Origin of the sequence: Geothrix paludis, from assembly GCF_022808815.1 — a bacterium.
GTDB lineage: Bacteria > Acidobacteriota > Holophagae > Holophagales > Holophagaceae > Geothrix > Geothrix paludis.
On the sequence record NZ_JAKZLC010000002.1, the window covers coordinates 489,024 to 509,837 of the forward strand.

The window sequence follows — 20,814 nt, forward strand, 5'->3', positions numbered from 1 at the left end:
AGCTGGAAGACACGGAAAAGGGGTAGGGACGTCCACTCCGAAAGCGCGGGCTGCATCCCGGGGGCGCCGGGGCCGTGCTTCCGAGGACACGGCGCCCCCGGGATCACTTCCGGCTTCGCCGGAAGCCGCCTCCGGCGGGCCCGAGCGGCGAGAACTACGGACCCTTCCGTGCCTTCCGTGGAATTCCGTGGCTTCCGTGACCAGCACGAGGACGGAGGGATGGTCGAGGTTTCCAGGAGGTCTCGGCTTTAATACATCGCATAAAGTGGTATGCTCCCAAAAACCACGGAGTTCCCATGCGGCGCGCCTTCGCTCCCTTCCTGTGCCTGGCGCTCGCCGCCCAGCCCACGTCCTACCAGAAGGCGCCCAAGGCCATCGAGCGGGTGCTGGATGCGCCGGGCACGCCCTCCCTGCTGGCCAGCCCCACGGGCGACCGCTTCCTGCTGGCGGAGTTCGAGCGCCATCCGCCGATCAAGGCCCTGGCCCAGCCCATGGCGCGGCTGGCGGGCCTGCGGCTGAACCCCCGCACCCGCGGCCCCCACAACCCGCCGCGGCTGAAGGCCCTGGCCCTCCAGGACGTGAAGGGCGGTCCCGCCCGGCTCGTCGCGCTGCCGCCTGACGTGGCGCTGGGCCAGCCCCGCTGGTCGCCGGACGGCACGCGGTTCGCGCTGACGGGAACCGCCGCCGGGGCCACGGAGTTGTGGATCGGGGAGGCCGCCACCGGAACGCTCCGCCGGGTGCCAGGCCTGAAGCTCAACGCCGTGCTGGGGGATCCCTTCGACTGGCTGCCGGACGGCAGCCTCATCGCCAAGGCCGTGCCCGCGGGCCAGGGGCCGGAACCCAAGGCGCCGGAGGTGCCCATCGGCCCCCGCATCCAGGAGACCGAAGGCAAGTCCGCCCCCGCGCCCACCTACCAGGACCTGCTCAAGGACGCCTTCGACGAGCGCCTGTTCGAGTTCCTGGGCCAGGCCCAGGTGGTGCGCGTGGAGCCCGCCACCGGGGCGCTGAAGCCCATCGGCCGGCCGGGGCTCTACGCCGACCTCCAGCCCTCCCCCGACGGGAAGCTGCTCCTGGTGGCGCGCCTCCAGCGCCCCTTCTCCTTCCTGGTGCCGGCCTCCCAGTTCCCCGTCCGCGAGGAGGTCTGGGATCGTGCCGGCAAGCTCGTCCACACCGCCGCGGACCTGCCCCTGGCTGAAGGGATTCCCATCGAGGGCGTGCGCACGGGGCCGCGCCGCCTGCACTGGCGGCCCACAGAGCCGGCGACCCTGGCTTGGGTGGAGGCCCTGGACGGCGGCGACCCTCGGCAGAAGGCCGAGTTCCGCGACCACGTGTTGACGCAGGCCGCGCCCTTCCAGATCGCGCCTGCGGAGCTGATCCGCCTCAAGGCCCGCATGGCGACCCTCGACTGGAGCGAAGGCGGCGGCCTGGCCGTGGTGCGCGAATTCGAGCGCGACCGCCGCTGGACCCGCACCTGGCTCGTGGATCTCGCGAAGCCCGCGGAGGCCCGCCTGGCCTTCGACCTCAGCGCCAACGACCGCTACAAGGCCCCGGGCACCTTCCTCGCCCGCCTGCTGCCCAACGGCCACACGGCCCTGCGCGAGGAGGCCGGAAAGCTCTTCCTCACGGGATCCGGCGCCACGCCCTCCGGCGACCGCCCCTTCCTGGCCCGCTTCGATCCCGCCACCCTCCAGACCGAGCGCCTCTTTCGCTGCGGCGAAGGGGTCTACGAGGCTCCCGTGGCGCTGCTGCGGGACGGCACCTTCATCACGCGGCGCGAAAGCCCCACGGAAGCGCCGAACTACATCCTGCATGCCTCGGCGCCGGACGCCCGGAAGACGGCGCTCACCGCCTTCACCGACCCCCTGCCCGAGCTGCGGAAGATCCAGAAGAAGCTCGTGACGTACACGCGGCCCGATGGCGTGGCCCTCAGCTTCACGCTGTACCTGCCGCCCGACTACAAGCCCGGCGAGCGCCGCCCCGCCGTGGTCTGGGCCTACCCGCTGGAGTTCACGGACGCGGGTACCGCCGGCCAGGTGAGCGGCTCCACGGACCGGTTCACCACCATCGGCGGCATGTCCCACCTGTTCTTCCTGCTGTCAGGCTACGTGGTGCTCGACAACGCCACCATGCCCGTGGTGGGCGATCCCAAGACCGTGAACGACACCTACCTGGAGCAGGTCGTGGCCAGCGCCAAGGCCGCCATCGACAAGGCCGACGAGCTGGGCGTCATCGATCCGAAACGCGTGGGCGTGGGCGGCCACAGCTACGGCGCCTTCATGACGGCGAACCTGCTGGCGCACTCCAAGCTCTTCAAGGCGGGCATCGCACGCAGCGGCGCCTACAATCGCACCCTGACGCCCTTCGGCTTCCAGAGCGAGCGACGCACGCTGTGGGAGGCCCCCGAGATGTACCTGAAGGTGTCCCCCTTCATGTCCGCCAGCCACTTCAACGCGCCCATCCTGCTCATCCACGGCGAGGCGGACAACAATCAGGGCACCTTCCCCATCCAGAGCGAGCGCCTCTACGCCGCCCTCAAGGGCAACGGCCAGACCGCCCGCTACGTCACCCTGCCCCTGGAGAGCCACGGCTACGTCGCCCGCGAATCCGTCGAGCACACCCTCTGGGAGATGCTCCACTGGTTCGACAAGCACCTGAAGTAGGGCTCGGGAATCCCATCGGTTGATTCACCTCGGAATGACCTATTCCCCCACGGCGCCGCTGTCGGACCACCTATTGGTGTCGGCAGCGCCTTCGGCCTGGCCGTGTCGCACCAGGATCACCTGGGCGCAACCCTGCTTCGGGACTTCCTTGAGCGTGTGGCCCATGGCCTTCAGGGCCTCGCGGGTGGCGGCGGGGAGGTCCGCTTCCACCTGGATGCGGTCTGGCAGCCATTGGTGGTGGAAGCGCGGGGCGTCCACGGCGGCGCGGGCGTCCAGGCCGAAGTCCACCACGTTGAGCACGGTGTTCAGCACCGTGGCGGGGATGGTGCGGCCGCCGGGGCTGCCGCTCACCATGACGACGGACCCGTCCTTCACGAGGATCACGGGGCACATGCTCGACAGAGGTCGCTTGCCCGGCTGGGCCAGGTTCGGCGCCGTGCCGATGCGGCCCGTGGCGTCCGTGAGGCCGGGCACGGCGTTGAAGTCGCCCAGCTCGTTGTTCAGCAGGAAGCCCGCGCCGGGAACGACGCGCTTGAGGCCGTAGCTCTCCTCCAGGGTGTAGGTGAGGCTCACGGCATTGCCTGCACGGTCGAGGACGGACAGGTGCGTGGTGTGCGGGCGGTCCGGCTCCCAGGTGAACCGGGACGGATCCGAGACAGACGCCCGGTCGGGCCGGATGGTGGTACGCAGCTCCGTGGCGTAGTCCTTCGAGAGCAGGCGCACCATCGGGATGTCCCCGGCGAAGGCAGGATCGCCGAGGAACTGCGCCCGGTCCGCGAAGGCGCGGCGCAGGGCCTCCGCCGCCAGGTGGATCGCCGCGGGCGAACCCGGACCGGCGGCCTTCAGGTCGAAGCCCTCGAGGAGGTTCAGGGACTCGATCAGCACCTGGCCGCCGGAGCTGGGGGGCGGCGCGGCCAGAAGCTCGAAGCCGCGGTAGGTTCCGCGCAGGGGCTCGCGCCGCACGGGCCGGTAGCCACGCAGGTCCTTCGCGGTGATCGGACCGCCGTTCGACTTCATGTCGTGGACGATCAGGGTTGCGGTCCGGCCGCGGTAGAAGTCGGTCCAGTCCTTGGCCAGCCGCTGCAGGGTTCGGGCCAGGTCCCGCTGCACCAGGCGGTCCCCGGCGCGGAGGGGTGAGCCCTTCCGGCTGAACTGGGCCAGGGTCGGCGCATGACGGGCGAAGGCGGGCAGCTGCTCCGCGAGGCTGGCGGCCTGGTTCTCCGACAGCACGAAGCCCTCCTGCGCCAGGCGGATGGAGGACCGCAGCAGCCTCGCCCATGGCAGCCGGCCCTCGCGCCGCCACGCCTCGTGCAGCCCCGCCACCGTGCCGGGCACACCCACGCTGGCCAGGCTGTCGTGATGCTTCGCCTCATCGTAGGCGCCGTCCGACTTGAGCCACATGCGGGAGTGGGCGGAGGCCGGCGCCACCTCGCGGAAATCGATGAACGAGGCCTGACCCCGGGTAGGCCTCGACAGCAAGAAGCCGCCCCCGCCCAGGTTGCCGGCGGCGGGATGAACGACAGCCAGGGCGAAGGCCGTGGCCACGGCCGCATCCACGGCGCTGCCGCCCTCGCGGAGCACCTGGGCGCCGGCCTCGGAGGCCAGGCGTTCCTGACTCACCACCATGCCGCGGGGAGGCTGGGCGCCCAATGGCAGGGCGAGGGTCGGCCCGAGAGTCAGGGCGAGAACGAGGGCCAGAAAAGGGCGGAAGGGCACGGGAGCTCCGAGCAGGGGATGCCTCGAGTCTGTCATCCTTGGGGCATGTCCCGAAGCGCCGTCATTCCCGGCTCGACGCCGCAGACCTCCAGCGAGGAGCTGGCCAACAGCCTCACGCACGGGCTGGGCGCGGCCCTGGCCATCGCGGGCCTCGTGCTCATGGTGGTGGAGGCCGCCCTCCACGGCACGGCCCGGGACGTGGTGGGCGCGGCCATCTTCGGCTCGACCCTCATCCTGCTCTACCTCATGAGCACCCTCTACCACGCCTTCCGCGGCCCCCGCGTGAAGCTGGTCTTCAAGGTCTTCGACCACTCGGCCATCTTCCTGCTCATCGCCGGCACCTACACGCCCTTCTGCCTCTCGGCCCTGGGACGCGTCAGTCCGGGCTGGGGCTGGACCGTCTTCGGGCTGGTGTGGGCCCTCGCCGCGGCGGGCATCACCTTCAAGGGCGTCTTCTACGGCCGCATCGCCAAGGTGGCCTTGCGCCCCGCCCCGGTGGACCACCTGCACGCGCTGCCGGACACCTCCGTGGATCCCGCCTTCGTGAAGCGCATGGGCTGGATCTCCACGGGCATCTACCTGCTCATGGGCTGGATCATCGTCATCGCCGCGGCGCCCCTGGGCCGCTCGCTGTCCGCCCACGGCCTCTACTGGCTCTTCGGCGGCGGCATCTTCTACAGCGTGGGCGCCGCCATCTACAGCCTGAAGAAGCTGCGTTTCCACCACGCGCTCTGGCACCTCTTCGTGGTGGCGGGAAGCGCCTGCCACGTCTTCGCGGTGCTCTTCCACGTCATCCCTGGCTGAGCTTCTCCACCACCAGCACCAGGTCCGATGAGGCCGGGCTCCAGGGCTCGCCGGTCATGGTGCCGAGGGCCTCGCGCACCTCGAAGCCCGCGGCGGCGAGCAGGGCCTCCACCTCGGCCCGGCGCCAGGCGCGCAGCTGGACCTCCTCGGCGGACACCACCTCCACGGGCGGCTGGACGCCGGGGCACCAACGCAGGCGCACGGGCGTGAAGGTCAGTCGGCCGCCGGGCCGGGCGGTCATCAGGCGCAGGAAGACCGTCTCCGCACCGTCCGCTCCGGGCAGGACCACCGCGGGCAGGGCGCGCTCGCCGCGATCCAGGATCCGATCGTAGTTCAAGGTCTGGAGCAGGAAGAGCCCGCCCGGCAGCAGCCGCGAAGCCAGCCCCTCGAAGCAGCGGCGCAGGTCCGCCTCCTCCGTGAGGTGGGGCAACGTGTTGCCCACGCAGAGGGCCCCGCCCTGGCCCGCTTCCACCAGGCCCGCCAGATCCGTCAGGCTGCCCTGGACGTAGCGGCCCTGCGGATCGGCCTCGCGGGCCGCCTCGAGCTGGGCGGGCGAGGCGTCCACGCCGGTGGGCTCGAAGCCCAGCGAGGCCAGCAGACGGGCGTGCTCTCCGGTGCCGCAGCCCAGGTCCAGCACCCGCCGCGAAGGCGCCCCGGCCAGCACGCGCTGGAGGAGGGGCGCCTCGCGCTTCAGGCGCTGGGGCCAGTCGATGAGGCTCCGGTAGGCGATGCGGCCGTAGCGGTCGGGCTTGGGTTCCACGGCGTCAGATCCTCGGCCAGAGCCAGCCGAAGACACCGGCGCTCAGCAGACCGTAGATGAGGCCGTCCAGCAGATCCTTGAGCACGGCGCCGCAGGGCTTGCCCATCCAGATTCCCGCCTGGACGCTGCCGCCCGCATAGGTGAGGAAGGACACCGTGCCCACGACGCGGAACACCTGGAGGTAGTGGGTGCCGGCGCCCAGGGTGTGCCCCGCCACGTAGGCCGCCATGAAGGCCACGGCCGCGGCGAAGAGGAACCACTGGATCATGGCCTTGCCCATCTTGGGCACGCCGTTGGGGACCAGCACCAGGAAACCCACGGGGCCTTCCTTGTACTTCTGCTGGACCTCGGGCTTGCCCATGTCCTTCATGTCGTTGCAACGGGGCATCACGTACTGGCCGGGTTCGGGGGAGCCCTTGCGGATGGCCGCGCGGACCTCATCCTCGTTGGGCAAGGCGCGGTAGTCCGAGTTGTGCCACTTGAGCACCATGTGGATGAGGCTGCTGGCGACGAAGACGACGACGGCCGACAGCACGATGGGCAGCCAGAGATGGGAAAGCGGGACCATGGGGTGGGCTCCTGTGAGGGGTTGGGGTGCCCGTAGGGTGGCCCTGGGCTCCCGGGCGCGTCAAGTCCGCCTCAAGCCTTCGGCCGCCGCGGCTTCCGGGGCCCGGGCGCGGAGCGGTGTCCCGTGTCCGCGTCCACGGCGTCGATCCACCCGGCCCGGGCCTCCGGAAAGGCGTCCGCGTAGGGCACGTAGGGCTTCAGGTCCAGCACCGGCGTGCCGTCCAGCAGGTCCACGCCCCGCAGGCGCAGGGTGCGGCCCTCCACGGCCACCAGCTCCACGCAGGAGAGGCCGATGGGGTTGGGCCGGTGGGGCGAGCGCGTGGCCAGCACGCCGCGCTTGGCCCGGGGCCCCCGCGGCGGTTGCACCAGGGGCGCCCAGCCTTCGCTCAGGTGGAAGGCGAAGAGGAGCCACACGCGCTCGAAGCCCTCCAGGTCGCGCAGCACCGTCTCCGGCAGCGAGGGGTCCAGCTCCAGCGTGGCCTCGGCCGGCGCGCCCGTCTCCGTGCCCTCGACCACCGTGGGCTGGTGGGGCGCATCGATGCGCGTCACGTAGGGCGAGCGCAGGATTCCGATGGGGTGGAAGGTGAAAGAGGCCATGTCCGAAGGGTAGCGTCCCGGCGGCTATCCTGGGGCCATGGACGCCCTGAACCCCGCGCGCCGACCTGAGCCCATGACTGCGCCGCTGATGCACCTCACCGTCGCCGGCCTGCGCCTCGAATGCTGCGACTTCCCCGCCACCGCCGAAGGGCGGCCCACCCTCGTGCTGCTGCACGAAGGCCTCGGCTGCGCAGCCCTGTGGCGGGACTTCCCCCGGAAGCTGGCGGAGGCCACGGGATGCCGGGTGGTGGCGGGATCCCGCGCGGGCTACGGTGGTTCCGACCCCTACCCCGAGCCGCGCACGCCCCGCTACCTGCACCGCGAGGCGGAGGAGGCCCTGCCCGCCTTCCTCGCGACCCTGGGCATCGAGCACCCGGTGCTCATCGGCCACAGCGACGGCGGCAGCATCGCGCTGCTCTTCGCCGGGGCCTTCCCGGACGCGCCTCTGGGCGTGGCCGTCCTGGCCCCCCACGAATTCGTCGAGGAGGAGACTCTGGCGGGCCTGCGGACGGCCCGGAAGGCCTGGACCGCCACGCACTGGCCCCGGAAGCTGGCCCGCCACCACGCGGACGCGGCCCGGGTGTTCCACGAGTGGAACGACACCTGGCTGTCGCCGGCCTTCCGCGACTGGAACATCGAGGCCTGCCTGCGCGACATCCGCTGTCCGGTCCTGGCCATCCAGGGCGAAGACGACGCCTACGCCACCCTGCGGCAGATCGATGTCATCGCCGAGCAGGTGCCGGAGACACGGCTGCTCAAGCTGCCCCGGTGCGGGCATGCCCCCCACCAGGATCAGGAGGCGCAGGTGCTCGCGGCGCTGGCGGACTTCGTCGGCGGGCTGCCCCGGCGCTGAGGGCGGCTTACAAGCGGGACGTGGCGCCGCCACTGGCGGCCAGCGCCTTCAGGATCTCCACCACCTCGGCGGCGGACTGGGGCCGGTCCTCCGGGCGCTTCGCCATGAGCCGGGCCACCAGGAGGCCCAGGTCCGGGGGGAGGTCCGGCACGGCCTCGGCCAGGGAGGGCGGCGGCGCGTCCAGGTGCAGGGCCAGCAGATCCTCGATGCGGGGGGTGTCGAAGGGCGCGCTGCCGGCGCACAGCTCGAAGAGCATGACCCCCAGCGCGTACAGGTCGGTCCGGGCATCCACCGCCCCGCCCCGGATCTGCTCGGGGGACATGTACCGCGGCGATCCGAGGAGGTTCCCGGAGTCCCCGGGGGCCGGGGTGGTGGCCGGCGCGGCGAGGCCGAAGTCCATGATCTTGGCGTCGCCCCGGGTGTCGAACAGCACGTTCGCCGGCTTGATGTCCCGGTGGATCACGCCCACGAGGTGGGCCGCCTCCAGGCCCTCGGCGACCTGGCGGGTGATCCGAAGGGCCAGCGGCAGGGGCAGCCGCCCTCGCCCTTCCAGCAGCTCCCGCAAGGTGGTGCCACGCAGGTATTCCATCGTCACGAAGGGGATGCCCTCGCTCTCGCCGAAGTCGTGGATGCGGAGCACGTAGCGGTGGGTGATCCGCCGGGCCAGGCGGATCTCCTGCTTGAGCCGGTCGAGGAAAGCCGGGACCGAGGCCAGGGCCGGTCGGACCACCTTCAGGGCCACCTCCTCGTCGAGCTGCAGGTCGCGCACCTGGAGGACCACGCCCATCCCGCCCCGGCCCAGCAGCCGTTCCACCCTGTAGCGGCCGGCGAAGGTCCCCCCGATCCGGAGCGGGCCGGGCAGCGGCTCGTCCGCCGGCATGGCCGCGGGCGGCGCCAGGCGCAGGGTGGCCTCGTCGTCGCGGACCGGCGGGGAAGAGGCGGACGGCCGCCGGGTCGCGGCCAGCAGGGCCAGGAGCTCATCCTTGGCCTTCAGCTCCGCCACCATCGACTTGAAGGTCCGGGTCAGCACGCCCACCTCGTCCTGGCTGGGCATCAGGGCCAGGGGCCCGGGATGCTCCCCAGCCGCCAGGGCCTCCGTGGCCGTGGCGAGCTCCTTCAGCGGGGCCGTCACCTTCCGGGCCGAGCGCAGGCTGAGGCCCAGGGTCACGAGGAGCCCCGCGGCCCCGGCGGCGAGGATGGCCCGCTGAAGGTTGCGGAACGGCGCCAGCAGGGGATCCACGGGCATCAGCAGAACCTCGGCCATCTCCAGGTCGAGGGCGTTCACCCCCCGGATGGGGGAGACCAGCCCCAGGTAGCTCAGCCCGCCCACCCGGAAGCGCAGCACGCCGGAGCCCTGGCCATCGAGGACCCGGCCCCGCACCGCCAGGAGCGACGGCTCCCGGGCCAGGAGGCGATCCAGTTCCCCGGAGCCCGGGAGGGTGGCGCCCAGCGTCTGGAAGCGGCTGAGCAGGACCAGATGGGGCGCGGGATCGCCCCGCTGGGGCCCGGCCACAGCCAGGCGTCGCAGGTCCAGGGCGATCCGGTCATCCACCCGCACGCCCACGAGCATGGCCCCGAGGGCGCGGCCCCCGGGGGACCGCAGCGGCCGGGCCACCGCGTGGTAGACCCCGGGGCGGTTCCCCCAGTCCACGCGCAGGAAGCCCCGGTACGAGGGTCCGGCATGGCCGGCCGTCTCGGCCTCCTCGGGGGCCAGGGCCATCTGCAGGATCCCCGCCTCGGGGAAATCCGTGCGGCCGCCGGGGCCGGTGGTGGCCAGTAGGGTGCCGTCCGGCTTCACCACCAGGGCGAGGTCGGCCCCGAGGCGCGGGAGGTTGTCCGCCAGCGTGTCCGCCAGGCTCGCGGAGGCGCCCGATTCCAGCGCCTGTTCCACGAGGGCGAGGTTGCCCGAATATTCGGTGAAGACCTCCAGGCCCGCGTCCAGCGACCGGCCCTGCTGCTCGAAGGCGCGCTCCACGACGTACCGTCCGGCGGAGAGGCTCGCGGCCGCCGTGGCCCGTGCGCCGCGCTCCGCCTCGCTGTAGGCCACCCAGAGGATGAGCGCGATGAGGGCGGCGATGGCCGCCGCCTGCCGGAGGAAGAAGGTCCACGCCAGCGTTCGGTACCAGCTCATGGGCTGCGGCATCGGCCTTCCTCGGTCGGTGGCTATACTGGCTCGAATCTACCCCGGATGCCCAGCATGATTCGAGTCCCCGTGAACGGCCTGTGGACCTTGGCCCTGGCCGTGGCCCTGGCCGTCCCCCTGCGGGCGGGCGGACTGGAAGGCCCCGTACGGCTGCACGAGAAGGACGGCCGGATCCGAGCCTCCCTGAAGGACTGCGTGGCCATCCTGGAGCCCATCGACGCGCCAGTGCCGCCGCCCGGGCCCTCGCGGCCCGTGGCCATCCGCACCCTGGGCAAGCAGTTCCAGCCCCGGGTCTCCCTGGCCACGCCCGGCACCGAAGTGGCCTTCCCCAACCTCGACCACATCCTCCACAACGTGTTCAGCGTCACCCAGGGCAACCGCTTCGACACGGGGCAGTACCGGCCCGGGGACGCGCCGAAGGTGACGGTGGCCCGGCCGGGCCTCGTGAAGCTCTACTGCAACGTCCACCACCAGATGAACGCCTTCCTCTGGGTGGTGACGACGCCCTTCGCCCAGGTGCTGGACGGCCGCGCCGGGGTGGCCTTCGACCGGGTCCCGCCGGGCACCTACCGGCTGCGCCTCTGGCATCCGGAATCCGGCGAGAAGGCCTGGACCGTGCGGATCGGCGCCGAAGTGGCCCACGGCAGCTGGGACCTGGACCTGTCCCTGCCCGCCCTGGAGCCCCACAAGAACAAGTTCGGGCAGGACTATCCGCCCCTGGCGGACGACCGGGCCTACTGATCAGAACCGCTTCTGCACCACCAGCATCGTCCGGGTGACGGACTCATCCGTGCCGTCCGTCCGCTGCCGGAGGACCACGAGCGAGGCGATCCAGCGGTGGGGCAGCGGCAGGGACAGGTCGGCGCGGGGCCCCCGAACCCGCCGGTAGTACCACCACTCGTCGCCGTTCACGGGATAGAGGGTGCCCGTGGAGGACAGCCGTTGCCAGGTGAGGGTGAGCTGGGGCCAGTAGACCCGCTCGCGGCTGCCCAGGGCGACCTGGGCCTCCTCCGACGTCTCGCCGGTCTCGCGGTTCCGAATGCCGGACCACCCGGCTTCCACAGGCAGGATCGCGTGCCAGGTGCCCGAGGCCCCGGCCGCGTCCACCACCAGGCGCTGGCGGGCGGCCGGATCATGGCCCGGCAACCGGCGGAGCCGCTCGTCGCCGGGATCCCAGGCCAGATCCCAGCGCCCGGCATGGGCCGTCCAGGACCAGGGCCCGGTGTCGATCCGGAGGACCAGCTGCCCGGCGGCGAGGTCCACGCGTCCACCCAGGAGGTCGCGGACCCGGCCCGCGGCCACGCGGAGGCCCGCCTCCTCGAGCGTGCCTCCGGCGCCGCGCAGCCCGAACCGCCCGCCGACCCCCAGGAAGCGCAGCTCCGGATCCCACAGCGCCTGGGGGGCCAGGAGGCCGCTGCCCTGGAGCCCCAGGCTCAGGGAGCCGAACGCCTGCTCGGACACCCACGATGCGATCCCCCGCGCCACGTCCGCCTGGGTCCCGTTGGAGGGCTGCTGGTCCCAGCGGGCCGCGTTGAAGCGGTTGCCGTCGGAGCCCACGGCGGAGCGCGCGCCGGCCTCGAGGCGCAGCGGGCCGGACTCCCAGGCCCAGCGGAGGCGAAGCTGCGCGTCCACGCGGCGGAAGGCCTCCTCCGGCGCGTCCGGGGCCGAGAGGCGGTCCCCCCGGAGCGTCAGTTCCCAGGCGGGCACCCAGGGGTTGACAGCCTCCGGGGCGAAGGGACTGGACTCCTGGGCCGCGAGGACCAGGGCAACCAGGGGGAGGATCCAGCCGAGCGGTCTCATCAGCCTCCGAAGGAAGCGGTCCTGGCGATGGTAGCCCACCCCGATCCTCCCCGAGGCACCGGAGGGTCTCCCATCTCCGGACCGGATCTGGAGGGGACCCGCCCACGCCCCACGCTGGACCCATTCGACCCCGGGCCCCGACTCCGGGACCCGCCCGCGAACTGGAGGCACCCATGCCCATGCACTCAGCCGGTCCCACCTTGCGTTCCCTCTCGACCGGCCTCCTCGGCTCGGCCCTGATTGGCCTGGCGGCCTGCGGCGGGGGTGGCGGCGGCGGCACCAGCGCACCGCCCCCGCCTCCGCCCACCTACCAGGTCACCAGCCTCGTGACGGACCAGGCCACGACCGGCGCCACCACCGACACCCACCTGGTGAACCCCTGGGGCCTGGCCTACGGCCCCACCACGCGGTTCTGGGTGGCCGACCAGGGCACGGCCGACGCCACGGTGTATGACGGGCTCGGCCAGATGCTGGCGACGCCCCTGGTGGTATCCGATCCTCCCGCGGCGGGCCGCGCCGTGGGCGGCCCCACCGGCATGGTGTTCAACGCCAGCTCCGGCTTCCAGGGGGACATCTTCATCATGGCCTCCCTGGACGGATGCATCTCCGGATGGAGCGCGGGCACCGCGGTCACCCGCCGGGTGGACCACTCCGCCTCCGGCGCCATCTACACCGGGCTGGCCCAGGGCATCTCGGCCAGCGCGACCTACCTGTACGCCGCCAACCTGGCCGGGGGAACCATCGACGTGTTCGACGCCGCCTATGCCCCCGTGACACTGGCGGCGGGCGCGCTCGTGGATCCCTCGCTGCCGGCCGGCTACTCGCCCTACAACGTCCAGGTGCTGGGCGGAAAGCTCTATGTGACCTACGCCCAGTACACCGCCGGGAATCCGCGGGAGACCACCGGTGCGGGGCTTGGCATCGTGAGCGTCTTCAACCTCGATGGCACCTTCGTCCAGCGCCTCGCCACGGGCGGCTCGCTCAACGCGCCCTGGGGCCTGGCCCTGGCGCCCGCGAGCTTCGGCCCCTTCGGTGGCGCGCTGTTGGTGGGCAACTTCGGGGACGGGCGCATCACCGCCTACAACGCCGCCACCGGGGCCCTGATGGGACAGCTCATGGGGCCGGCGGGCACACCCATCGCCGTCAGCGGCCTCTGGGGCCTGGCCTTCGGGAACGACGCCTCGGCCGGGAAGTCCACCCAGCTCTACCTCGCGGCGGGCCCGCAGGGCCAGACCCACGGCCTCTTCGCCACCATCAGCTACGGCGGCACCGGAACGGGCGGCGGCACGGGCGGCGGCCCATACGGCTACTGACCTTGACGGGGGTATCCCCAAACCGGATGCTGGTCGTGACAGGGAGCCGGATGGGCAACTGGGATCTCGCCATCGCGCTGGATCGATCCAATGCCGAGCCTCTGTACCTCCAGCTGGTGAAGGCCATCGAGGAGGGCATCCGCCACGGGCGCTTCAAGCCCGGGGATGCCCTCCCGGGGACCCGGGCCATGGCCGATCTCCTCGGCGTGAACCGGAACACCACGCTGGCCGCCTACCGCGAGCTCGAGGCCGAGGGCTGGATCGAGGCCTCCCCCGATCGCGGCACTTTCATCGCCCGGAACCAGCCCGTGGTCCTCGACGCCCCCGCGGGCATCGCCGCCCAGGACTCGGCCTCCTGGAAGCGGACCACGCCCCGGGAGGGTCCCTTCTTCCAGCCGGGCATGCCCGCGCCCGAATCCTTCCAACTGACTCCGGACACCACGGACCTGCGGCTCACGCCCACGGAGGCCATCCACCGCGCATATGGCCGCGTGCTGCGCCTGCACCCGGAGCGCCTGCTCCAGCCGGGCTGGGATCCGCGCGGCCTGCTGGACCTGCGGAACTCGCTCTGCAAGATGCTGCGCGACCTGCGCGGCCTCTCGGTGGAGGCGGGCAACCTCCTGCTCACCCGCGGCCTGATGAGCACCCTCAACCTGGTGTCGCGGGTGCTCTTCGCACCCGGGGACGCGGTGGCCGTGGAGAACCCCGGGCAGTTCCGCGTGGCCGAGGCCTTCCGGGCCGCCGGCGCCCGGCTCTTCGCCGTCCCGGTGGACGCCCACGGCCTGGATGTGGAGGCCCTCGAACACCTCCTGCGCCGGGAACCCATCCGCCTCCTCTACCTCACCACGGCGCCCCAGCAGCCCACCCAGGTGAGCCTGGATCCAGCCCGGCGCCAGCGGCTGCTCCAGCTCTCGGAGGCCCACGGCTTCCGCATCCTGGAAGGCGACCCGGCCCTGGGCTTCCACCGGGAGCGCAACCCGCGCCTCCCGCTCGCCAGCGAGGACCCCAAGGGCCGCGTGCTCTACTTCAGCAGCTTCGAGCAGATCCTCGCGCCGGGCATGCAGGTGGGCTTCCTGGCGGGCGAGGCGAGCCTCATCAAGACCCTGGCCCAGCAGCGCCAGCTCGTGGACTGGCCGGGCAACCTCGTGCAGGAGGCCACCATCGAGGAGACGCTGCGGGATGGTGAGATCGTCCGGCACCTGCGGCGCGTGCGGAAGCTCACGGATGAGCGGCGGGAGACCATGGTGGACCGCCTGCTGCTCCACCTCCATCCCGCCATCTCCGTGAAGAACCCGCGGGAAGGCCTCTCGCTGTGGGTCCGCGTGGCCGAGGGCGTGCCCCTCGAGGCCTGGACCGAGCGCTGCCTGGCCCACGGCGTGGTGGTCTACCCGGGGAGCCTGTACGACCTCCACCACCAGCCCGTGCCCTACCTGAGCCTGGGCTTCGCCGCCCACGACCTGGACGAGCAGAACGAGGCCTGCCGCCGCATGGCCCTGGCCCTTCAGGAGCTCGGGAGCCGCTGACGGGTACCATGGCGGCATGACCGACCAGCCCTCCCGACCCCCGCGCCGCCCCCGCTACAAGGGCACCCACCCCCGGCGCTTCGAGGAGAAGTACAAGGAGCTGGCCCCGGAGCGCTACGCCGAGGAGCAGGCCAAGGTGGCGGCCCGGGGACACACGCCCGCGGGCACCCACCGGTCAATCATGGTGGACGAGATCCTCCGGTTCCTCGATCCCAAGCCGGGTGAGGTTGCCCTGGACGCCACCCTGGGCTACGGCGGCCACGCCCGGGAGCTCCTGACGCGGCTTCAGCCCGGCGGGCGCCTCGTGGGCCTGGACGTGGATCCTCTCGAGCTGCCCCGCACGGAGGCCCGGCTGCGGGCCCTGGGCTTCGGCGAGGATGCGCTGATCGTGCGCCGCACCAACTTCGCCGGCCTCGCCAAGGTGGCCGCGGAGCTGGGACCCTTCGACCTGGTGCTGGCGGACCTGGGCGTGTCCTCCATGCAGATCGACAACCCGGCGCGGGGCTTCACCTGGAAGGCCGACGGCCCGCTGGACCTGCGCCTCAACCCCCAGAAGGGGCGGCCCGCCGCGGACCTGCTGGCCACCCTCGACGCGCCCGCCCTGGCGGAGCTGCTGGCGGAGAACGCCGATGAGCCCCACGCAGAGATCCTCGCGCCCGCCATCGCAGGCCTGCGGATCCGCACCACACGAGAGCTGGCGGACCACGTGCACGCAGCCCTGCCCGGCCAGGACGAGGACGAACTCAAGAAGGTCCTCCAGCGCACCTTCCAGGCCCTGCGCATCGCCGTGAACGATGAGTTCGGTGTGCTGGACCGCTTCCTCGCCCAGTTGCCCGGCGCCCTCCGCCCCGGCGGTCGCGTGGCGATCCTCACCTTCCACTCCGGCGAGGATCGCCGCGTGAAGAAGGCCTTCCAGCTGGGCCTCCGGGAAGGCCTCTACACAGAGGTCGCGCCTGAACCCCTCCGCGCCTCACCGGAGGAGCGCCGCGCCAATCCCCGCTCCACCAGCGCCAAGCTGCGGTGGGCCGTGCGAGGTCTCTGACATGAAAGAGGGGACTGCCCGCTCGCTGAAGCTCGCTCTGCGTCCCCCCTTTGACCCCCACGCGATGTCCGGGCAGAGTCCGGCCACCGCGTCTGATCCCTCAGCGCTCGGCCCCCGCTAGGCGCCCCAGCTCCAGCGCGAAGCGCACCTGCTGCATCAGGCCCGCCAGGTTCCAGGCGGGGTCGTAGCGGTCCGAAGGGCGGTGGTAGTGGTTCAGGAAGTCCGAGGCCTTCGCCTGGGCCGCGGCCTTGTCGCCCAGGTAGTCCCAGCCGCCGTCCAGCGAGAAGCCCGGTGACAGGGCGGGCACGCCCGCCTTCATGAAGGGGAAGTGGTCCGAGCGGAAGCAGAGGCCCGCGGGGTCCGCCTTCGGCGGCGTGATCACGAGGCCCGTGGCGGCGGCCGCCCGGGCGCAGAGGGCGCGGGTGGCCGGGTCGTCCGACCCCAGCAGGCCGATGTCGCGGGTGGGCCCCACCACGTTCAGGCTCTCGAGGTTGATGACGAGGCGCGTCTTCGCCAGCGGCCGCAGGGGCTCGGCCACGTACGCGGAGGAGCCCAGCAGGCCCTGCTCCTCCGCGCAGGGGAAGAGGAACAGCACGCTGCGCGGGAGCGGCTGGGCCGCCAGCGCCTTGGCCAGGGCCAGGACCGCCGCGCAGCCCGTGGCGTTGTCCACGGCGCCGGGGTAGATGGCTCCGTCCGGCCGCTTGCCGAAGTGGTCCCAGTGGGCCGAGTAGATCACGCACGCGTCGCGGAGGGCGGGATCCGTGCCCGGCAGGATTCCCGCCACGTTCCACTGCTCCAGGGAACGCACGGCGGAGCGCAGCGCTCCCTTGGCACGGAGGGGCAGCGGGGCGGGACGGAAGCCCGGTGCGTCGGCGCCCGCCGCGAGGGCATGGAAATCCTGGCCCGCCGCCGCGAAGAGGCGGACCGCGAAGGCCTCGGTGATCCAGCCCTGCATCGCGCCGGCCTGGCCGGAGCCCTCCCGCTGGAACCGCTCGCCGCTCCAGCTGTTCCGGACCACGGTCCAGCCGTAGCCGGCGGAGGCGTCCGTGTGCACCAGCAGCGCGCCCGCGGCGCCCCGGCGGCGGGCCTCCTCGAACTTGTAGGTCCAGCGCCCCTGCTCGTTCTCCGGCTGGCAGCAGAGGGGCATCGGCGCGCCTCCCCGGCGGTCGCCCACGAGCATGACCAGGACCTTGCCGCGCACATCCAGCCCCTTGTAGTCGTCCCGGCCGGAGGCGCCGATGCCATGCCCCACGAAGACCAGGGGCGCGTCCACGGACAAGGTGGATTCGGCGCCGGCAGCGCCCATCACTAAGTCCGTCCCGAGGATCGGCGTGGTCAGGCCCTTCGGGCCTTCGAAGGCGAGGCGGCTGGCAGCCTCCTCCAGCCGCACACCCGAAAGGCGCACGCTCTGGCGGAAGCTGGATCCGTTCGCGGGCTGGAGGCCCATCGCCTGGAGCTGGGTCTCCAGGTACCGCACGGCCAATTCTCCGCCGCGCTGACCGGTGCCCCTGCCCTCCAGCACGTCATCCGCCAGGAAGGCCAGGTGGGCGCGCAGGGCGCCCTCCTCCACCGGGGGGCGCTGGGCCAGCAGGCCCGAGCAGGCGAGGACGAGGCAGAGGACGGTTCGCATGGCGGACTCCGGGACCACCTTAGCGTGCCGAACGGGCCGGTGTTGTCCAAGGCAACTGTCCATCCACCCTCAACCTTCCGGCCCCCTCCTGCGTAAGCTGCCTGGACCCCTCAGGAACCCGGAGAGACGTATGCGCCTGTTGCCCTTCTTCGCCACCGCCCTCGTCGTGGCGGCTTCCGTCAGCGCTTCGGCGCAGATCGACGCCCGCCTGATGCGCTACCCCGACGTGTCGGCGACGCAGATCGTCTTCACCTACGCCAACGACCTGTGGATCGTCCCCAAGGCCGGCGGCACGGCCCAGCGGCTGTCCACCCCCAAGGGCGAGGAATCCTTTGCCCGCTTCTCGCCGGACGGCCGGGAGGTGGCCTTCAGCGGCAACTACGACGGCAACCTGGATGTCTACACCCTGCCCGTCACCGGCGGCGTGCCCACCCGGATCACCCACCACCCCATGCCCGACCGCATGGTGGACTGGACGCCGGACGGCCAGTCCATCCTCTTCGCCTCGGGCATGGAATCGGGCAAGGATCGCTTCAACAAGCTCTTCACGGTGGCCAAGGGGGGCGGCCTGCCGAAGGCGCTGCCCCTACCCTACGCCGAGTTCGGCGCCCTCTCCCCGGACGGGAAGGTGCTGGCCTACCAGCCCATCAGCACGGACTTCCGCACCTGGAAGCGCTACCGCGGCGGCATGGCCTCGGAGATCTGGTTCTACAACCTGGAGAAGAAGACGGCCACGCGCCTACCCAGCGAGGGCGGCTCCAACGATTCCCAGCCCATGTGGCACGGCGGGAAGCTCTACTTCCTCTCGGACCGCGACAGCGCGAAGCGCGCCAACATCTGGTCCTACGACCTCGCCACGAAGGCCTTCAAACAGATCACCTTCTTCAAGGACTACGACGCCCACTTCCCCGCCATCGGCCCCTCGGACATCGTGCTCGAAGCCGGCGGCCGGCTCCACCGCATCGAGCTGCCCTCCGAGAAGGTGGTCGAGGTGAAAGTGGAGGTGGTGACCGACCAGGCCACCCTGAGGCCGCGGGAAGAGAACGCCAGCCGCCTTCTGAAGAACCCCACCCTCTCGCCCCAGGGCAAGCGCGTGCTCTTCGAGGCCCGGGGCGAGGTCTTCTCCGTGCCCGCCGAGAAGGGCTACGTGATGGACCTCACCCGCACGCCCGGCGCGGCGGAACGCTACCCCGCCCTGTCCCCGGACGGCAAGCAGGTGGCTTATTTCAGTGACCGAAGCGGCGAGTACGAGCTGTACCTGCGGCCCGCGGACGGCTCCGGCCAGGAGCGCCAGGTCACGCACCTGGGCCCCGGTTTCCGCTACCGCATCTCCTGGTCGCCGGATGGCAAGCAGGTGGTCTTCGCGGACCAGGCCATGCGCATCAACCTCTGCGACCTGGCCACCGGCAAGGTGCAGACGATGGACAAGGGCCTCTTCCTCTCCGATGGCCCCCTGGAGGCCTTCCGCGCCAGCTGGTCCCCGGACGGCCGCTGGGTCTCCTTCCCACTCGACACCCCCAACCGCAACAGCGTGATCGCGATCTACGACACGAAGACCGGGCAGCGGCACCAGGTGACGGCGCCCTTCTACAACGCCGCCGACCCCGCCTTCGACCCCGAGGGCAAGTATCTCTTCCTCAGCACCGGCCAGCAGTTCGCGCCCACCTACAGCGACCTGGACGGCACCTGGGTCTATGCCGCCACCACCCGCCTGGCGGCCCTGCCCCTGCGCAAGGACGTGCCCTCGCCCCTGGCCCCCCGCAACGACGCGGACGCGGCCAAGGATGAGAAGGCGAAAGACGAGAAGAAGGAGGCCGGCAACGGGGGCGCCAAGAAGGACGCCGACAAGCCCGAGGCCCCCAAGGCCGTGGAGATCGACTTCGACGGCCTGGAGTCCCGCATGGTGCTGCTACCTCCTGTGGCCGGCTACTACACGGACCTGGCCGCCACCAAGGGCAAGCTGGTCTACCGCCGCGCCGCCCAGCTCAACCCCATGGCCGAGACCTTCACGGGCACGCTCTACACCTACGACCTGGAGGAACGTGAGGAGAAGGCCGTGCTGGCGGATGTGGACGGCGCCCTCCTCAGCGAAGACGGCAAGAAGGTGCTGGTGAACCGGAAGCAGGAGTACGCCCTCCTGGACCTGAAGCCCGACCAGAAGTTCGAGAAGAAGCTGCCCACCGGCGAGCTGCTGATGACCGTGGACCCCCGCGCCGAGTGGCAGCAGATCTTCAACGACGCCTGGCGCCTCGAGCGCGACATGTTCTACGACCCCGGCATGCACGGCGTGGACTGGAAGGCCCAGAAGGCGCGCTACGGCAAGCTGCTGCAGGACTGCGTCACCCGCGAGGACGTGAACTTCGTCATCGGCGAGCTCATCTCCGAGCTGAACGCCTCCCACGCCTACCGGGGCGGCGGTGATCAGGAGATGCCGGCCCGGCTCGGCGTCGGCCTCCTGGGCGCGGACTTCGCCCTGGAGCACGGCGCCTACCGCCTCAAGACCATCCTGCGCGGCGCGGACTGGGACGCCGGCGTCCGCGGCCCCCTGGCCCAGCCCGGCCTCCAGGTGAAGGAGGGCGACTACCTCCTGGCCGTGAACCGCATTCCCCTCGATCCCCGCGTGGACCCCTGGGCGGCCTTCCAGGGCCTGGCCGGCAAGACCGTGCTCCTCACTGTCAATGACAAGCCCACCCTGGACGGCGCGCGCGACGTGGCGGTGACGACCGTGGCCAACGACTACCCCCAGCGCTATTGGGCCTGGATCGAGGCCAACCGGAAATACGTGGAGAAGGCCTCTGGCGGCCGCATCGGCTATGTCTACGTGCCCGACACGGGCCTCGGCGGACAGACGGACCTGGTGCGCCAGTTCCGCGGCCAGTGGGACAAGGAGGGCCTGATCATCGACGAGCGCTTCAACAGCGGGGGCCAGATCCCCGACCGGTTCATCGAGATGCTGGGCCGCAAGACCCTGAACTACTGGGGCGTCCGCGACGGCAAGGACTGGCAGTGGCCCCAGATCGCCCACAACGGTCCCATGGCCATGCTCATCAACGGCTGGAGCGGCTCCGGCGGCGACCTCTTCCCCCACTACTTCCGCCAGACCGGTCTCGGGCCCCTCATCGGCCGGCGCACCTGGGGCGGCCTCATCGGCATCAGCGGGTCCCCCGCCCTCATCGACGGCGGCACGGTGACCGTGCCCACCTTCGGCATCTACTCCAAGGAGGGCCAGTGGATCGTCGAAGGCCACGGCGTGGATCCCGACATCGAAGTGATCGACGATCCCGCGCTGCTGGCCCAGGGCAAGGATCCCCAGCTCGACCGGGCCATCCAGGAAGTGGAAGCGGCGATCAGGAAACAGCCTTCCGCCACCCGCAAGCCGGCCTACCCTGACCGCTCCGGAAGGTGA

Annotated in this window: 15 protein-coding genes; 8 read left to right on the plus strand and 7 right to left on the minus strand. The window is 71.7% G+C overall.

Annotated elements, in window-relative coordinates; all coding sequences use genetic code 11:
• Positions 1-296: 296 nt before the first annotated feature.
• Complete coding sequence (locus tag MLE64_RS07820; RefSeq protein WP_243317219.1) at positions 297-2,660, plus strand: prolyl oligopeptidase family serine peptidase; 2,364 nt, start codon at positions 297-299, stop codon at positions 2,658-2,660.
• A gap of 39 nt (positions 2,661-2,699) precedes the next feature.
• Here the strand turns inward: MLE64_RS07820 and ggt are convergent, their stop codons facing one another.
• Entirely contained in the window at positions 2,700-4,376 is a 1,677-nt protein-coding gene (gene ggt / locus MLE64_RS07825; RefSeq protein WP_243317220.1) for a gamma-glutamyltransferase, read from the minus strand.
• Between the two features lie 45 nt (positions 4,377-4,421).
• Here ggt and trhA point away from each other — a divergent pair, with 45 nt between their 5' ends.
• Entirely contained in the window at positions 4,422-5,180 is a 759-nt protein-coding gene (gene trhA / locus MLE64_RS07830) for a PAQR family membrane homeostasis protein TrhA (RefSeq protein WP_243317221.1), read from the plus strand.
• On the opposite strand, the gene MLE64_RS07835 is transcribed toward trhA, so the two are convergent.
• The 3 genes from MLE64_RS07835 to tsaA form a co-directional block, all read right to left on the minus strand.
• Positions 5,167-5,940 (minus strand): class I SAM-dependent methyltransferase, encoded by a 774-nt coding sequence (locus MLE64_RS07835; RefSeq protein WP_243317222.1) that lies wholly within the window; start codon positions 5,938-5,940, stop codon positions 5,167-5,169. The two genes, trhA and MLE64_RS07835, sit on opposite strands and share 14 nt — an antisense overlap.
• Before the next feature lie 4 nt (positions 5,941-5,944).
• The gene (locus MLE64_RS07840; RefSeq protein ID WP_243317223.1) at positions 5,945-6,508 is read right to left on the minus strand and encodes a hypothetical protein; all 564 of its coding nucleotides are present in this window, start codon (positions 6,506-6,508) and stop codon (positions 5,945-5,947) included.
• Positions 6,509-6,579: 71 nt separating this feature from the next.
• Entirely contained in the window at positions 6,580-7,104 is a 525-nt protein-coding gene (gene tsaA / locus MLE64_RS07845; RefSeq protein WP_243317224.1) for a tRNA (N6-threonylcarbamoyladenosine(37)-N6)-methyltransferase TrmO, read from the minus strand.
• Positions 7,105-7,141: 37 nt separating this feature from the next.
• Here tsaA and MLE64_RS07850 point away from each other — a divergent pair, with 37 nt between their 5' ends.
• The gene (locus MLE64_RS07850; RefSeq protein WP_243317225.1) at positions 7,142-7,957 is read left to right on the plus strand and encodes an alpha/beta fold hydrolase; all 816 of its coding nucleotides are present in this window, start codon (positions 7,142-7,144) and stop codon (positions 7,955-7,957) included.
• Positions 7,958-7,964: 7 nt separating this feature from the next.
• On the opposite strand, the gene MLE64_RS07855 is transcribed toward MLE64_RS07850, so the two are convergent.
• Positions 7,965-10,100 (minus strand): serine/threonine-protein kinase, encoded by a 2,136-nt coding sequence (locus MLE64_RS07855; RefSeq protein ID WP_243317226.1) that lies wholly within the window; start codon positions 10,098-10,100, stop codon positions 7,965-7,967.
• A 54-nt stretch (positions 10,101-10,154) separates the two neighbouring features.
• On the opposite strand from MLE64_RS07855, the gene MLE64_RS07860 reads away from it, so the two are divergent.
• On the plus strand, positions 10,155-10,841 hold the full coding sequence (locus MLE64_RS07860) for a cupredoxin domain-containing protein (RefSeq protein WP_243317227.1): 687 nt from the start codon (positions 10,155-10,157) through the stop codon (positions 10,839-10,841).
• On the opposite strand, the gene MLE64_RS07865 is transcribed toward MLE64_RS07860, so the two are convergent.
• Positions 10,842-11,900: a hypothetical protein gene (locus MLE64_RS07865; protein ID WP_243317228.1), complete on the minus strand. Its 1,059-nt coding sequence runs from the start codon at positions 11,898-11,900 to the stop codon at positions 10,842-10,844.
• 173 nt (positions 11,901-12,073) lie between these two features.
• Between MLE64_RS07865 and MLE64_RS07870 the strand changes: the two genes are divergently transcribed.
• From MLE64_RS07870 to rsmH, 3 genes are read left to right on the plus strand one after another with little or no spacing between them, the layout of a single operon-like run.
• The gene (locus MLE64_RS07870) at positions 12,074-13,213 is read left to right on the plus strand and encodes a TIGR03118 family protein (RefSeq protein ID WP_243317229.1); all 1,140 of its coding nucleotides are present in this window, start codon (positions 12,074-12,076) and stop codon (positions 13,211-13,213) included.
• A 50-nt stretch (positions 13,214-13,263) separates the two neighbouring features.
• Positions 13,264-14,736, plus strand: coding sequence for an aminotransferase-like domain-containing protein (locus tag MLE64_RS07875; protein WP_243317230.1), 1,473 nt, complete (start codon positions 13,264-13,266; stop codon positions 14,734-14,736).
• 16 nt (positions 14,737-14,752) lie between these two features.
• Complete coding sequence (rsmH, locus tag MLE64_RS07880; protein WP_243317231.1) at positions 14,753-15,778, plus strand: 16S rRNA (cytosine(1402)-N(4))-methyltransferase RsmH; 1,026 nt, start codon at positions 14,753-14,755, stop codon at positions 15,776-15,778.
• A 100-nt stretch (positions 15,779-15,878) separates the two neighbouring features.
• On the opposite strand, the gene MLE64_RS07885 is transcribed toward rsmH, so the two are convergent.
• On the minus strand, positions 15,879-17,408 hold the full coding sequence (locus tag MLE64_RS07885; protein WP_243317232.1) for a M20/M25/M40 family metallo-hydrolase: 1,530 nt from the start codon (positions 17,406-17,408) through the stop codon (positions 15,879-15,881).
• Positions 17,409-17,538: 130 nt separating this feature from the next.
• Between MLE64_RS07885 and MLE64_RS07890 the strand changes: the two genes are divergently transcribed.
• Entirely contained in the window at positions 17,539-20,814 is a 3,276-nt protein-coding gene (locus MLE64_RS07890; RefSeq protein ID WP_243317233.1) for a S41 family peptidase, read from the plus strand.

Bases quoted from the DNA above. Each gene is read 5' to 3' on its own strand.
- MLE64_RS07820 (WP_243317219.1), top strand. From the start codon at position 297: ATGCGGCGCGCCTTCGCTCCCTTCCTGTGCCTGGCGCTCGCCGCCCAG.
- trhA (WP_243317221.1), top strand. From the start codon at position 4,422: ATGTCCCGAAGCGCCGTCATTCCCGGCTCGACGCCGCAGACCTCCAGC.
- MLE64_RS07840 (WP_243317223.1), bottom strand. From the start codon at position 6,508: ATGGTCCCGCTTTCCCATCTCTGGCTGCCCATCGTGCTGTCGGCCGTC.
- tsaA (WP_243317224.1), bottom strand. From the start codon at position 7,104: ATGGCCTCTTTCACCTTCCACCCCATCGGAATCCTGCGCTCGCCCTAC.
- MLE64_RS07850 (WP_243317225.1), top strand. From the start codon at position 7,142: ATGGACGCCCTGAACCCCGCGCGCCGACCTGAGCCCATGACTGCGCCG.
- MLE64_RS07855 (WP_243317226.1), bottom strand. From the start codon at position 10,100: ATGCCGCAGCCCATGAGCTGGTACCGAACGCTGGCGTGGACCTTCTTC.
- MLE64_RS07860 (WP_243317227.1), top strand. From the start codon at position 10,155: ATGATTCGAGTCCCCGTGAACGGCCTGTGGACCTTGGCCCTGGCCGTG.
- MLE64_RS07865 (WP_243317228.1), bottom strand. From the start codon at position 11,900: ATGAGACCGCTCGGCTGGATCCTCCCCCTGGTTGCCCTGGTCCTCGCG.
- MLE64_RS07870 (WP_243317229.1), top strand. From the start codon at position 12,074: ATGCCCATGCACTCAGCCGGTCCCACCTTGCGTTCCCTCTCGACCGGC.
- MLE64_RS07875 (WP_243317230.1), top strand. From the start codon at position 13,264: ATGGGCAACTGGGATCTCGCCATCGCGCTGGATCGATCCAATGCCGAG.
- rsmH (WP_243317231.1), top strand. From the start codon at position 14,753: ATGACCGACCAGCCCTCCCGACCCCCGCGCCGCCCCCGCTACAAGGGC.
- MLE64_RS07885 (WP_243317232.1), bottom strand. From the start codon at position 17,408: ATGCGAACCGTCCTCTGCCTCGTCCTCGCCTGCTCGGGCCTGCTGGCC.
- MLE64_RS07890 (WP_243317233.1), top strand. From the start codon at position 17,539: ATGCGCCTGTTGCCCTTCTTCGCCACCGCCCTCGTCGTGGCGGCTTCC.